The sequence below is a fragment of the Lysobacter soli genome (genome assembly GCF_009755585.1).
In the GTDB taxonomy this organism is placed as follows: domain Bacteria; phylum Pseudomonadota; class Gammaproteobacteria; order Xanthomonadales; family Xanthomonadaceae; genus Lysobacter_J; species Lysobacter_J soli.
The window spans coordinates 630,560-644,486 of record NZ_CP046603.1 but is presented as its reverse complement, the minus strand read 5'-3'; the positions used below and the strand labels follow the sequence as shown (position 1 = coordinate 644,486).

General features: G+C 66.8%; 9 protein-coding genes. 3 read left to right on the top strand and 6 right to left on the bottom strand.

The window, feature by feature from the left end:
• Positions 1-3: 3 nt before the first annotated feature.
• The 6 genes from motB to GOY17_RS02800 form a co-directional block, all read right to left on the bottom strand.
• Positions 4-981, bottom strand: coding sequence for a flagellar motor protein MotB (gene motB / locus GOY17_RS02825; protein ID WP_157029248.1), 978 nt, complete (start codon positions 979-981; stop codon positions 4-6).
• A gap of 1 nt (position 982) precedes the next feature.
• Complete coding sequence (gene motA, locus GOY17_RS02820) at positions 983-1,837, bottom strand: flagellar motor stator protein MotA (protein ID WP_157029247.1); 855 nt, start codon at positions 1,835-1,837, stop codon at positions 983-985.
• Positions 1,838-1,992: 155 nt separating this feature from the next.
• Positions 1,993-2,808, bottom strand: a complete 816-nt coding sequence (locus GOY17_RS02815; protein ID WP_157029246.1) for an aldose 1-epimerase — start codon at positions 2,806-2,808, stop codon at positions 1,993-1,995.
• On the bottom strand, positions 2,798-3,814 hold the full coding sequence (locus GOY17_RS02810) for a glycoside hydrolase family 43 protein (protein ID WP_157029245.1): 1,017 nt from the start codon (positions 3,812-3,814) through the stop codon (positions 2,798-2,800). Before GOY17_RS02810 ends, GOY17_RS02815 begins: the two co-directional genes overlap by 11 nt.
• A 14-nt stretch (positions 3,815-3,828) precedes the next feature.
• Positions 3,829-5,310 carry an MFS transporter gene (locus GOY17_RS02805; protein ID WP_157029244.1) on the bottom strand — a complete coding sequence of 494 codons (1,482 nt, stop codon included), beginning with the start codon at positions 5,308-5,310 and terminating at the stop codon, positions 3,829-3,831.
• 120 nt (positions 5,311-5,430) lie between these two features.
• The gene (locus GOY17_RS02800) at positions 5,431-8,268 is read right to left on the bottom strand and encodes a TonB-dependent receptor (RefSeq protein ID WP_157031581.1); all 2,838 of its coding nucleotides are present in this window, start codon (positions 8,266-8,268) and stop codon (positions 5,431-5,433) included.
• Positions 8,269-8,716: 448 nt separating this feature from the next.
• On the opposite strand from GOY17_RS02800, the gene GOY17_RS02795 reads away from it, so the two are divergent.
• The 3 genes from GOY17_RS02795 to GOY17_RS02785 are packed head-to-tail and all read left to right on the top strand — an operon-like array spanning position 8,717 to position 13,912.
• A complete protein-coding gene (locus GOY17_RS02795) occupies positions 8,717-10,018 on the top strand; it encodes an MFS transporter (RefSeq protein WP_157029243.1) in 1,302 nt (433 codons plus the stop codon).
• 31 nt (positions 10,019-10,049) lie between these two features.
• Positions 10,050-11,054 (top strand): endo-1,4-beta-xylanase, encoded by a 1,005-nt coding sequence (locus GOY17_RS02790; RefSeq protein ID WP_157029242.1) that lies wholly within the window; start codon positions 10,050-10,052, stop codon positions 11,052-11,054.
• Positions 11,051-13,912: a glycosyl hydrolase 115 family protein gene (locus GOY17_RS02785; protein WP_157029241.1), complete on the top strand. Its 2,862-nt coding sequence runs from the start codon at positions 11,051-11,053 to the stop codon at positions 13,910-13,912. The genes GOY17_RS02790 and GOY17_RS02785 overlap by 4 nt, the downstream gene beginning before the upstream one ends.
• Positions 13,913-13,927: the final 15 nt, after the last annotated feature.

Below are 13,927 nucleotides of genomic sequence, written 5' to 3'. Positions count from 1 at the left end.
GCGTCAGCCGTGCCCGTGGTCCGGGTCGTCCGGCGCGCCTGCGACGCGGTTCGGCCCCACTTCCGGCAGCGCGCCCGGCGCCGGCGCGCCGCTGCCGGGCAGGCTGTCGGCCGGCGTCATGACGTCGGCTTCCGGGTTCTGCACGACGATGCTGATGCGACGGTTCAACGGCGAGCGCGGATCGCGCTTGTCGAACGGCACCGACGCCGCCAGTCCGACCACGCGCGAGATGCGGTCTTCTTCCAGCCCGCCTTCGACGAGCGCGCGGCGCGCGGCGTTGGCGCGTTCGGCCGACAGTTCCCAGTTCCCGTAACCGCCGGCCGAGTGGTACGGCACCTCGTCGGTGTGGCCGCTGAGCGCGATGCGGTGGTGGGCATCGTTGAGCAGGCCGCCCATCTCGCCCAGCAGGGCGTGCGCGTAGTCCTTCAGGCGCGCGCTCGCGTTGTCGAACATCGGCCGGTTCTGCTTGTCGACGATCTGGATGCGCAGGCCTTCCGGCGTGAGGTCGATCAGCAGCTGGTCCTTGAACGGCGCCAATGCCTGGCTGCGTTCGACCGCCTCTTCCAGCGTCCGCTTGAGCGCGTCGAGCCGGCGTTTTTCTTCCTCGCGCGCGATGTCCCGGGCCTGCTGCGGCGAGAGCTTCATCGGCTCGCGTGCGCCGAACTCCGCGCCATGTCCGCCCGCGACGGCGACCGCGCTGGTGGTGGGAATCAGGCGGTCCGCGGCGCCGCCGGGACCGTTCGCGCCCGGCGCGGGCTTGAGCGACTTGCCGACCACGGCGCTGGGGTTCTTGAAGTATTCCGAAATCGCGGCGCGCTGCTGCTTGTCGGTGATGCCGACGATCCACATCACCAGGAAGAACGCCATCATCGCGGTCACGAAGTCCGCGTAGGCGACCTTCCACGCGCCGCCGTGATGCCCGCCGGCCACGCGCTTGATCGGCCGGAGGATGATGACCGGCCGTTCGCGATTGGCCGCCATGTCAGCGCTTGCCGCGCAGGTGCGCGTCCAGGTCGGCGAAGGCCGGGCGCATGTCGGAGAACAGCAGCTTGCGCGCGAATTCCACCGCCACGCTCGGCGCGTAGCCGCGCACGCTGGACACCAGCGCCATCTTGATGACCTCGAACGCCTTGGCCTCTTCCTGCGCGTGGTGGTGCATCGCCGCCGCGAGCGGGCCGACGAAGCCGTAACCCAGCAGGATGCCGAGGAAGGTGCCGACCAGCGCGGCCGCGACGTGGTGACCGATCTCGGACGCTTCGCCGCCGATGGAGGCCATCGTGATCACGATGCCCAGCACCGCCGCCACGATGCCGAAACCCGGCAGCGAGTCGGCCAGCACCTGCAACGCGTGCGCGGGCTCGCCCGCTTCCTTCGAATGCGTTTCCAGCTCGATGTCGAGCACCTGTTCGAGTTCGTGCGCCTCGAAATTGCCGCTGACCATCAGGCGCAGGCAGTCGGTGGTGAACTCCATCAGCGGCTTGTCGGCGAGCAGCTTCGGGTACTTCTGGAACAGCTCGCTCGTCTGCGGTTCGTCCACGTCGCGCTCGATCGCCATCATGCCTTCGCGACGCGCCTTCATCAGCACGTCGTAGAGCATGGCGAGGATGTCGACGTAATCCGACTTCTTGTAATGCGAGCCCTTGAGCAGGCGCGGAATGCCGCCCAGGCACGCCTTCACGACCTTCAGCGGATTGGCGACGAGGAACGCGCCGGCCGCGGCGCCGCCGATGATGAGCAACTCATAGGGCTGCCACAACGCGCCAAGTTGTCCGTGCGACAGCACGAAACCGCCCAGCACGCTGCCGATTACGACGATGAAACCGATGATGATGAACATGAGCCGCCCCAGGACACGATTGGGTTAACGGCGCAGTGCAGCAAAGTTTGAGGGGTGATCCCTGCGCCCTGCTCGTGGCGGTGAGGGCGCTTTGGCCGTGAGGGCGCCTGCCCTCACCCCAACCCCTCTCCCGCGTGCGGGAGAGGGGCTTCAGGTCACTCGAAGGACAAACGGAACCAGCGCTCCAGCGTCTGCCCCGGCGCCAGTGCGCGCGGTTCGAGGTTGAAGGCATCCGGCGGGCCGCTCTGCGGCTCCACGCACGTCGTGCGCTCGGGCATGTCGAACACGACCCAGTGCGCGCAGTCGGAGGTCAGCGTGACGCGCTGTGCGCCGCGATGCAGGACGACCGGCGCGTCGTTCATGAAGCAGTCGTCCCACGGGCCGGGCGGCGGCGGCGCAAGCGGACGCGTCGCCATGCCGTCTTCGTCGCGCGGATACCACGCGGTCGGGGCGAACTCGATGCGGTCGGGCTTGAGGAACCACGGATGCCAGCCGAGCTCCGCCGGCATCGCGCGTTCGCCGGCGGTCGCCGACAGCGTCATGCGCAGGCCGCGAGTTTCGAGCTCGATGCGTTGCCGCGCGATGCCGCCAAACGGCCAGCGCTCGTCCTCCGGCAGCGCCAGCGACAACCCGACGTGGTGCGTCGATTGCGAATCGACCTGCCACGGCAGCGCGAAGCCCACGCCGTGGATCGCGTGCACGCCGAGGTTCGCCGGCAACCGGTGCGAGGCGCCTTCGAACGCGAATTCGCCGCGACGCACGCGCCCCGCCCACGGCACCATGGGATACGAACCCCAGCCGATCGTCGCGTCGTTGTCGTCGCTGAAACCCGCGAGCTGTTCGACGCCGTCGACGCGGATCTGCGCGATGCGCCCGCCGGCTTGGGGCGCGACGTCGACGGACATCGCGCCCTGCGAGAGCGTCAGCAGCGGGCCCGGTTCGAGCCGCGCCGTCGCGGCGTCACCCGCCATACGGGTTGATGGTGACGATGCGGCCGTTCGCGTCGTGCTGCAGCGGCGCGACCTTGATCGAACGCAGGTGCGTCACGCCGCCCGACAGGATGCTGTCGTGATAGAACAAAAACCACTGTCCATCGAACTCGACGATGGAGTGATGCGTGGTCCAGCCCACGACCGGCGTCAGGATCGGCCCCTGGTAGGTGAACGGTCCGTACGGGCTGTCGCCGACCGCGTAGCACAGCAGGTGCGTGTTGCCGGTCGAATACGAGAAGTAGTACTTCCCGCCGAACCGGTGCAGCCACGAGGCCTCGAAGAAACGGCGCTCGTGGTCGCCGGCCTTCAGCGGTTCGCCGTTCTCGTCGAGGATCACGACCTCGCGCGGCGCCTCGGCGAATTCCAGCATGTCGTCGCGCAGGCGCGCGACCTTCGGACCGAGCGCGGGTTCGTCGTCGCCCGGTTCGACGTGCGCCTCGTCGCGCACGTTGTCGCGGTATTTCTGCAGCTGGCCGCCCCAGAGGCCGCCGAAGTACATGTAGCTTTCGCCGTCTTCGTCGGTGAACACCGCCGGATCGATCGAATAAGTCCCGTCGATGGCCTCGGGCTGCGGAACGAACGGACCTTCCGGACGATCGCCGACGGCGACGCCGATCTGGAACACGCCATCGGCGCGCTTGGCCGGGAAATACAGGTAGTACTTCCCGTCCTTCGTCGCCGCGTCCGGCGCCCACATCTGGCGCTGCGCCCACTTCACGTCGCGCACGTGCAGCGCGACGCCGCAGTCCACGGCCTCGCCGTCGGGCGAGTCCATGCGCAGGACGTGATAGTCCTCCATGCCGAAGTGCGAGCCTTCATCGTCGAACGGAATGCCGGCGTCGATGTCGTGCGAGGGGTAGACGTACAGCTTGCCTTCGAACACGTGCGCGGACGGATCGGCGGTGTAGATGTGCGTGACCAGCGGCTGCGAGATCGCCTTGGCGGCGATGGCGCTGAGGTCCTGGTTCTGGGAGAGGTCGGACATGGGGAATCTCCGGATCAGGCCGAAGCGGCTTGCAGGCGGCGGGCGGTGAGTTCCTGTTCGATGCGCGATTCCATCGGCTTGTTGATCTCGTACAGGAACAGCAGCACCACGCACAACAGGAACGGAATCGATGCGTACAGGCTCACCGCCAGGCGGATGCCGTCGACCGTCTGCGGCGACTGCATCGCGGCATCGGCGTTGTAACCGTAGTACGCGAGGATGCCGGCGACGGATGCGCCGCCGACGCTCAGACCGATCTTCAGCCCGCACAGCATCGCCGAGAAGATGATCGCGGTCGCGCGGCGATGGTTCTTCCATTCGGAGTAGTCCGCGACGTCGGCGATCATCGCCCACAGCAGCGGAATGGTGATGCCGTAGAAGAAGCCGTGCAGGATCTGCGCGCCGAACACCACCCACGTGGCCTGCGGCGGGAACAGCAGGAACACCAGCATGAACAGCGTGGACACCAGCAGCGCGCCGCCGAACACGTCGCGCTTGCCGAAACGGTCGGCGAGCTTCTTCGAGAAGCCGATGCCGAGGATCATGAAGATGATGCCGCCGGCGTTGAACAGGCTCAGCGCGGAGGTCGGCGCGTCCTTCGGCCACTGGAACTCCGTCAGGCCCATGCCGGTGAGCACCGAGTTGAGTCCCGCGATGAAGCCGTTGAAGCCGACTTCGTCGAGGAAGCCCGCCAGGTGCGGCTCGCTCAGGTAGTACTTGAAGTAGTACACGTACATGCCGCCCTTCAGCGCGAGCGTCACGAACACCAGGATCGTGAGCATCAGCATCACCACCCACGGGCGGTTGCGCGCGAGGTCGGACAAATCCTGCTTCACGCTGGATTTCTGCTCCGGTGCGGGAACGATGCGCTCCTTCGTGGTGAAAAAGGTGATCAGGAAGAACACCGTGCCGACGATGGCAAACAGCATCATCGTGTTGTGGAAGCCGCGCACCTTGTCGCCGTCGCCGAGGATCAGCACCAGCGGCAGCAGCAGCGCCTGGATGATGAACTGCGCGACCATCACCGCGACGAAGCGGTACGCCGACAGGCTGTTGCGCTGCGCCATGGAACCGGTGAGCACGCCGCTCAGCGCCGAGTACGGCAGGTTGTTGGCGGCGTAGATCATCACCAGCAGCGTGTAGGTGCCCATCGCGTAGGCGACCTTCGCGCCGGGCGCGAGATCGGGCGTGCTGAAGGCCAGCAGCGAGAACACGCCGAAGGGAATCGCCGTCCACAGGATCCACGGGCGGAACTTGCCCCAGCGCGTGTTGGTGCGGTCGGCGGCGATGCCCACGATCGGCGTGAACACGAACGCGCCGAGGATGCCGCCGATGAAGATGATGGTGGCCGCCGTGGCCGCGGGGATGCGGTACACGTCGGTGTAGAAGAACGCCAGGAACGTCACCAGCGTCTGGAAGATGAGGTTCGCGGCGAGGTCGCCGAGGCTGTAGCCGATCTTTTCGGTGACCGACAACGGTTCGGAAGTGCTGTTCATGATCACCTGTCGTGTGCGCTGTGCCGCCGCTTCATATACACCACGGCCCGCCCGGTGCGCTGCACTGGACGGGCCGCGTTTTCCCCTCTCCCCCAGCGGGCGCGGGGGAGGTTTACCGCATCAGAACGTGCCGCGGACGCCGACCGTGTACGTGGTGCCGAAATCGTACATGTCGTTGACCGCGTTCTCGAAGGCGAAGAAGGAACGGCGCTCCTCGCCCAGGATGTTGGTCACGTTGAAAAAGATCTGCGGCTTGGACTTGACGTTGACCAGCGTGTAGCTGCTGGACAGGTCGAGCTGGCCGCGATCCTCGCCATACAGCTGGGCAAACGGAATGCCCTGCTGGTTGGAACCGCTGGCGGCGGAGCCTTCCTGCCAGTTGTACGACAGGCGCGCCTGGGCGACGTCGTTCTCCCAGTAGATGGTCGCGTTCCACAGGCTCGGCGACAGGCCGTAGACGTTGCTCGACAGCGCGGCCGCGTCCTTGCCGATGGTGGAGATATCGATCTTCGAGTAGTTGGCCATGAAGCCCAGGCCGTCGAGCACGATGCTCAGCGGCTGCACCCAGATCGCTTCCCAGCCGTTGATCTCCAGCTCGGCGTCGGCGTTGACCTGCTGCTGCACGTTGACCGTCGCCACGTTCGGGCCGCCGCGCGAGTTGATCGCCTGCTGCTGCGCATCGACCAGGCTTTCGAACGGAATGCCGAGGTCAGTGAACGGACGGGTGACCACGCCCTGGTAGGTGTAGCCCTTGATGCGCTTGTTGAACAGCGTCAGGCCGACGAAGCCTTCACCGCCGGTGTACCACTCGCCGCCGATGTCGAAGTTGGTCGAGGTGTACGGGGTCAGGTCCGGGTTGCCCTGCGTGGCGACCTGCGCGGAGATGTCGCTGAAGGTCGTCGCCGGCAGCATCGAGCTCGGGTTCGGACGCGTCATCGTGCGCGAGGCCGAGGTGCGCAGCACCACGTCTTCGGCCACGTCCCACGCCGCGCTGAACGACGGCAGCCATTCGTTGTAGTCGCTGCTCAGCGTCTGCCACTGGCGCACGCCGCCGATGGTGACCGGGCCGCTGATGTCCTGGTCAGTCATCGCGTAACGCACGCCCATGTTGAAGCGCAGGTTGCGGTGCCAGATCTCCGACTCGCCGTTGACCATGATGAAGGCCGCCGTATTGGCTTCATCGAAACCGCCCGTAGGGGCGCTGGTGTTGGCGTTGTTCGCCTCGGCCGCCGAGTCGCGGTAGAAGGCGTAGTTCGTGTCGGCCATGAAGCGGTCGAAGTCGACCGTCACGAAGCCGGCCGGGCCCGGGCTGAGGTAGTTCGGAAGCGCGGAGCTGGGCACCTGCGCGAACGCGTACGGCTGCCAGTTCGTGCCCGTGTCGCCGAAGCCGACGATGGTGCGCGAGTTCTCGTCGTAGGCGATGCCCATGGTGACGTTGTTGCGGTCGTCGCCGAACTGCAGGCTGGCGTTGAGACCGCCGGTCTCGGTCACGCGCTTCTCGTTCTGCGCCCACACGCGGCCGCCGGTCCAGGTCCAGCCGATGTTCGGATCGTTCAGGTCCAGGCCGCTCTGCGCGGTCGGGATATCGCCGTTGTTCGTGTACTGCACGGTGGTGACCGGCGAGTTGAACAGGATGGTCGGCGACTCGCGGTACATCCAGCTGCGGCTGACGCTGGCCTGCACGTCGAGCTTGATGTCCTCGTCGAACCAGAACGTCGCGCCCGGCGTGAACTGCCAGTACTTGACGTCTTCGACGTAAGGGCGGGCTTCCAGGAAGTACTGCGCGTTTTCGAACGTGGCGCTGGTGACGACGTTGTTGGCGTCCAGCTGCATGTTCGTCGGGACCATCGCGCCGTTGCGGCCGATCAGGTTGATGTCGATGCGGTCGTTGGTGCGGTGCGCCTCGGTGTACAGCACGTCGGCGTACACCTCGAGGTTCTCGTTCGGGCGCCACTGCACCGAGCCCAGGAACGCATCGCGGTCGCGATCGCCGGACATGTGCACCGGACGGCCGAGGCGCGGGATCAGCGCTTCGCCGATCTGCTGCGTGGTCAGGCCCGGGTTGTGGTCGCGCAGCCACTGCGCGTCGATGGTCTCGCCGGGACGGCTGGCGATGCTGTCCGGAATGCGCCAGCCGTTGCCGCCGGTGACGTTGCAGGGCTGGCCCAGCGCCGGGAAGCCGCCGCCGTTCGCCGCGCCGTTGCCGCACTGCGCGTTGGTCAGGTTCGGATTGGTCCAGCCGACGGTCTCGTAGCCGTCCACGCCGATGTGGCCGCGCTGCGAGGTCACGCCCACCAGCACGCCGAAGGTCTTGTCGTCGTTGAGCCAGCTGCCGATCACGGTGCCGCGCGGGCTCGTCTTCTCGCTGACGTCGTTGTAGTCGGCCTGCAGCGAATAGGTGACCTGCGATTCGGGATTGTCGAACGGGCGCACGTTGCGCATGTCGACCACGCCGGACGCGCCGCCTTCGGTGAGCGCCGCCGTCGGCGACTTGTACACCTTCAGCTGCGTGAAGAATTCGGTCGGGAACAGGTTCAGGTCGACTTCGCGGTTCGCGTTCTGCGCGTCCAGGCCGATGGACGCCGTCGCGACCGACTGGCCGTTGATGGTCGTCTTGGTGAAGCTGCTGGGCAGGCCGCGGATGGCGACGTTGAGGCCTTCGCCGTTGACGTCGCGGTTGAGCTGGATGCCCGGGATGCGCGCGAGCGACTCGGCGATGTTGACGTCCGGGAACTTGCCGATGTCCTCGGCGTAGATGGCGTCGACGAAGCCGCTGGCCTCGCGCTTGGCCATCGTCGAATACTCAAGGCTCTGGCGGAAACCGCTCGCGACGACGCGGTCGAGTTCGGTCACCTGGTCCTGCGTGGACTGCGCTTGCTCGGCCTGCGCCTGCGTGGATTGCGTGTCGGCCGCCGGCGTGGCGGCCTGCTGCTGCGCGAAAGCCGTCGAGCTGGCCATACCCAACAGCGCCAGGCCCAACGCGCGCGACAGCGTGTTTCTTGCGAACTTCTGCACCGTACTCCCCTCCCGTTTCTGGTACGCGGCGATCTCGAGGATTCGCCGCACTCGTTTTGTGTAGAAACCTGTTTGACGCAATGACCCCGGTTTCCAGTGGGTCGGACAAGTGGTCCGGATGGTAGCGCTACCATTTATCCGGCCGCACGCTGCGGTGCGACATGGAATTCCGGGACGTGTCTACGCGGATTTGTCGCAACGCAGCATGACGTTTCGCCCTGAAAGCAGGTTGGATATGGGGGTGGCGCGTATTGCCGGGCACCGATTCCCCTGCCCGGCGGTGATAGCGCTACCACTTTCCCCGTCATTCCACACCTGCCATGCGTGCAGGAGGACCTCGCGCCGATGCCCCACGTCCCTCCCCGCATGCACGCAGAACGGGCGCATTTCCATGAATGACACCGCCTCCCAAGGCGTAACCGCGCCAACCGCCAAGGTCGGCAAGTACCGCTGGCGCGTCTGCGCGATGCTGCTGGCGGCCACGACGATCAACTACGTCGACCGCCAGGTGCTCGGCGTGCTCGCGCCGTTCCTGCAGACCGAGATCGGCTGGAACGAAATCGAGTACGGCTACATCGTCACCTCGTTCCAGGCGGCGTACGCGATCGGCCTGCTGTGCACCGGCGCGATCATCGACCGCTTCGGCACGCGCATCGGCTACGCGATTGCGATCAGCGTGTGGAGCCTCGCCGCGATGGCGCATTCGCTGGCCGGCAGCGTCGTCGGTTTCGCGGCCGCGCGTTTCGCGCTGGGCCTGGGCGAAGCCGGCAACTTTCCCGCGGCGATCAAGACCGTCGCCGAATGGTTCCCGCGTCGCGAACGCGCGCTCGCGGTCGGCGTGTTCAACGCGGGCTCCAACGTCGGCGCGGTGCTCGCGCCGCTGCTGGTCCCGATCATCGCCGCGACGTGGGGCTGGCAGGCGGCGTTCCTGTTCACCGGCGTGCTCAGCGCAACGTGGCTCGCCGGATGGCTTCTCACGTATCGCACGCCCGACGACCAGCCGAAGCTGACGAAGGCCGAACTCGACTACATCCGCAGCGATCCACCCGAACCGACGGTGAAAGTGCCGTGGCTGCAGCTGCTGCGCCACCGCCAGGCGTGGGCTTTCGTCGCGGCGAAGTTCATTACCGATCCGGTGTGGTGGCTGTTCCTGTTCTGGCTCGGCAAGTTCCTCGCGTCGGAATACAAACTCTCGCTCAGCACGATTGGCCTGCCGATGATCGTGGTGTACCTGATGGCCGACGTGGGCAGCATCGCCGGCGGCTGGCTCGCGGGGCGCTTCATGCGCATGGGCTGGGACGTGAACCGCGCGCGCAAGGGCGCGATGCTCACCTGCGCGCTGTGCGTAGCGCCGATCGTGCTGGTCACGCAGGTCGACAACCTTTGGATCGCCGTGGCGCTGATCGGCCTCGCCATGGCCGGCCACCAAGGCTGGTCGGCGAACGTGTTCACCCTGCCTTCGGACATGTTCCCGCGCCACGCGGTCGCGTCCGTGGTCGGCATCGGGGGTTTCGCCGGCGCGGTCGGCGGCATGTTGATGTCGGTCTTCACCGGCGCGCAGCTGGAATCCACCGGCAGCTACGCGCGCATCTTCCTCATCGCCGGCTGCGCGTACCTGGTCGCGCTCGCAGTCGTGCACCTGCTCGTTCCGAAACTGCAGCCGGCCGCGTTCGAACGCGCGCCGGCCGCGTGACGCGTCGCCTCCATCTCCACAGGGGAATCGAATGAAACACCGCCACATGATCCTGTTCGCACTGCTCGCCACCGCGCTGTCGCCCGCCTTCGCGCAGCAGGCCGCGCCGACGCCGCTCGCCGCCGGCAACGCGAAGTTCCTGGGCAGCGCCTACGGCAAACCGCAGGCGAAGGACTTCACGGTCTACTGGAACAAGGTCACGCCGGAAAACGCCGGCAAGTGGGGCGAAGTCGAGAAGCGCCGCGACCGCATGGACTGGCGCGGGCTCGACGAGGCCTATCGTGTCGCAAAGGACCACCACCTGCCCTTCCAGATGCACGTGATGGTGTGGGGCAACCAGCAGCCGGAGTGGATCGAAAAGCTCCCCGTGGCCGAACAGCGTGAGGAAATCGAGGAGTGGTTCGCCGCCGTGGCGGAGCGTTATCCGGACCTCGATTACGTCGAAGTCGTCAACGAGCCGCTAAACGATCCGCCGAACAAGGACGACAAGGGCGGCGGCAACTACATCGAAGCGCTTGGCGGCAGCGGCGCGACCGGCTGGGACTGGATCGTCGAGTCCTATCGACTTGCGCGCAAGCACTTTCCGAATGCCAAGCTGCTCATCAACGACTACAACATCACCAACAAGCCCGACGCGACGAAGCGCTATCGCGAGATCATCGACATCCTGCGGCGCGACAACCTGCTCGACGGCATCGGCGTGCAGGGTCATGCGTTCGCGACGACGCCCGACGTGCCGATGTCGGTGCACAAGGCCAACCTCGACCTGCTCGCCGAAAGCGGCTTGCCGATCTACGTCACCGAACTGGACATCGACGGGCCGACCGACGAGCAGCAACTGAAGGATTACCAGCGCATTTTCCCGGTGTTCTGGGAGCATCCGGCGGTCAAGGGCGTGACGCTGTGGGGTTTCCGCCCGGGCCTGTGGCGCCAGAAGGAAAAAGCGTACCTCGTGCGCAAGGACGGCAGCGAACGTCCGGCGTTGCAGTGGCTGCGCGAGTACGTGCGCGGCACGGCGGCGAAGCCCGCGCAATGAGGTCGTCCGCGTCGGCCGCCATCGCGGCGCTCGTGCTGTCCTTCGCGCCCGTCGTGGCGCGCGCGGCGGACGACTGCACGCAGCCTGCCGCGATCTGCGACGACGCGGTGACCGGCGCGCTCGCGCTCGTCGACAACGGCCGCGTCGCGCGCGTCATCGTCGACAAGGCGGATTTCCCCGGCGTTCTGCGTGCGGCGCGCGACGTCGAGGGCGACCTTGCAAAAGTCGCCGGTGCGCACACGAATCCAGAAACGACGAAGACCGCGATCATCGCCGGCACGCTTGGGCACAGCCCGCGCATCGATCGCATCGTCGCGAAGCACAAGCTCGATACGCGTGGCGTCGCGAACACCTGGGAAGGTTACCTGCTGCAGGTCGTGGAGCGTCCCGAGCCCGGTATCGATCGCGCATTGATCGTCGCCGGCGCCGACAAGCGAGGCACGATCTTCGGCCTGTACGAGGTCTCGCGCCGGCTCGGCGTGTCGCCGTGGAACTGGTGGGCCGATGTGCCGGTGCAGGCGCGCAGCACGCGCTACGTCGCGCCGGGCCGCTTCGTCGATGCACCGCAGGTGCGCTATCGCGGCATCTTCCTCAACGACGAGGATCCCGCACTCGGCGGCTGGATGAAGGCCACCTACGGCGGGCCGAACCACCAGTTCTACGAACGCGTGTTCGAACTCGTGCTGCGCCTGAAGGGCAATTACCTGTGGCCGGCGATGTGGGGCCGCGCGTTCGCCGACGACGACCCGCGCAATCCGCAGCTCGCCGACGAATACGGCGTCGTCATCGGCACCAGCCACCACGAGCCGATGATGCGCGCGCACGTGGAGTGGAAACGCCACGGCCAGGGCGCTTGGGACTACACGAAGAATGCCGACAACCTGCGCGCCTTCTGGCGCGACGGCATCGCGCGCATGGGTTCGCATGAAAGCGTGGTGACGCTCGGCATGCGCGGCGACGGCGATGAACCCATGGCGCAGGACACCGCCATCGACCTGCTGCAGGCCATCGTCGCCGACCAGCGCAACATCCTGACCGACCTCACCGGCAAACCGCCCGAGGAAACGCCGCAGGTGTGGGCGCTCTACAAGGAAGTGCAGGACTACTTCGACGCGGGCATGAAGGTTCCGGACGACGTCACGCTGCTGTTCGCCGACGACAACTGGGGCAACCTCCGCCGCCTGCCGAAGCCCGGCGAAACGCGCGGCGGTGGCTATGGCGTGTATTACCACTTTGATTACGTCGGCGGGCCGCGCAACTACAAATGGCTCAACACGACGCAGATCGAGCGCACGTGGGAGCAGATGCACTTGGCGTACGAGTACGGCGCGCGACAGCTGTGGATCGTCAACGTCGGCGACCTGAAGCCGATGGAGTTCCCGATCTCGTTCTTCCTCGACTACGCGTGGAAGCCGGAAGCACTCGGAATCGACGAGCTAGCGCGCTATCCCGCGCATTGGGCGGCCGAGCAGTTCGGCCCGCAGCACGCGCGGGAGATCGGCGAACTGCTCACGCGCTACACGCAGTACAACGCGCGTCGTAAACCGGAACTGCTGTCGCCGGACACGTTCAGCCTGGTGAACGACGACGAGGCCGACCGCATCAACGCCGACTGGAACGCGCTGGTCGAACGTGCGCGCGCGATCGGCGCCGCGCTCGGCCCGCAGTATCGCGACGCGTACTACCAGCTGGTGGAGTATCCGATCGCGGCGAGCGCGAACCTCACCGCGATGTACGTGGCGACCGGCCGCAACCGGCTGTATACGAAGCAGGGGCGCGCGTCGGCGAACGCGCAGGGCGAGCTCGCGCGCTCGCTGTTCGCGCGCGATGCCGAACTCGCGCGTGTCTACGAGCACGACATTGCCGGCGGCAAGTGGGTCCACATGATGTCGCAGCCCCGCATCGGCTACACGGGCTGGCAGCAGCCCGACCGCAACATCATGCCGACGCTCGAACGCGTGACGCCGAAGGCGGCCGCGTCGATGGGCGTCGCGATCGAAGGCGACGCGGGCGCATGGCCGGGCGCTAAATCCGCCGCCGTGCTGCCGCCTTTGGATGCCCTCGCCCACCGCTCGCGCGCGATCACGGTATTCAACCGCGGCGCGAAGCCGTTCCGCTTCGAAGCCTCCGCCTCACAACCGTGGCTGCGCGTGTCGCCGGCCACTGGCGAAGTCGATGACGAACTTGCGCTGCGGGTCGAGATCGACTGGAACGCGGTTCCCGCGAACGCACGCACTGCACGCGTAACGCTGCGCGGCGATGAGGGCACGCGCGTGTCGATCGATGTCCCCATCGAGCAACGCGCGAATGCCGGCACGATCCGCGGCTTCGTCGAAAGCGACGGTCGAATCGCCATCGAGGCCGAGCGCCATGCACGCGCCGTCGCCAGTGACGGCGTGCAGTGGCGCACGATTCCGAACTTGGGCCGCACGCTTTCGGGCGTCACCTCGTTCCCCGTGACGGCACCGGCCGGCACCACCGACGAACGCGGGTCGTGGCTCGAATACCCGGTTCATCTGTCGCGCGACGGCGCCTTCGACGTCCGCGTGGTCCTGTCGCCGACGCTGGATTTCCAGCATCGCGGCGGCCTGCGCTATGCGGTGTCCATCGACGGCGAGGCGCCGAAGATCGTCACCGTGAAGAGCGACCCGACGCCCGGCCATGCGGATTTCAAGGCGTGGGAACACGCGGTGAGCGACAGTGTGTACGTCGGCACCTCGCGCCACGATGCGAAGTCGGGCAATCGCACACTGCGCATCTGGCGCGTCGATCCGGGCGTGGTGCTGCAGCGCGTTGAGATCGCACGGGACGGAGCGCGGCAGAGCTATCTCGGCCCCGTGGAGAGCCCGAAACTTTGAAGCCAGCTTGCTCCA

What these genes read in the sequence shown, in the direction of transcription:
- motB (WP_157029248.1), bottom strand. Translation starts at nt 981, where the DNA reads ATGGCGGCCAATCGCGAACGGCCGGTCATCATCCTCCGGCCGATCAAG.
- motA (WP_157029247.1), bottom strand. Translation starts at nt 1,837, where the DNA reads ATGTTCATCATCATCGGTTTCATCGTCGTAATCGGCAGCGTGCTGGGC.
- GOY17_RS02815 (WP_157029246.1), bottom strand. Translation starts at nt 2,808, where the DNA reads ATGGCGGGTGACGCCGCGACGGCGCGGCTCGAACCGGGCCCGCTGCTG.
- GOY17_RS02810 (WP_157029245.1), bottom strand. Translation starts at nt 3,814, where the DNA reads ATGTCCGACCTCTCCCAGAACCAGGACCTCAGCGCCATCGCCGCCAAG.
- GOY17_RS02805 (WP_157029244.1), bottom strand. Translation starts at nt 5,310, where the DNA reads ATGAACAGCACTTCCGAACCGTTGTCGGTCACCGAAAAGATCGGCTAC.
- GOY17_RS02800 (WP_157031581.1), bottom strand. Translation starts at nt 8,268, where the DNA reads ATGGCCAGCTCGACGGCTTTCGCGCAGCAGCAGGCCGCCACGCCGGCG.
- GOY17_RS02795 (WP_157029243.1), top strand. Translation starts at nt 8,717, where the DNA reads ATGAATGACACCGCCTCCCAAGGCGTAACCGCGCCAACCGCCAAGGTC.
- GOY17_RS02790 (WP_157029242.1), top strand. Translation starts at nt 10,050, where the DNA reads ATGAAACACCGCCACATGATCCTGTTCGCACTGCTCGCCACCGCGCTG.
- GOY17_RS02785 (WP_157029241.1), top strand. Translation starts at nt 11,051, where the DNA reads ATGAGGTCGTCCGCGTCGGCCGCCATCGCGGCGCTCGTGCTGTCCTTC.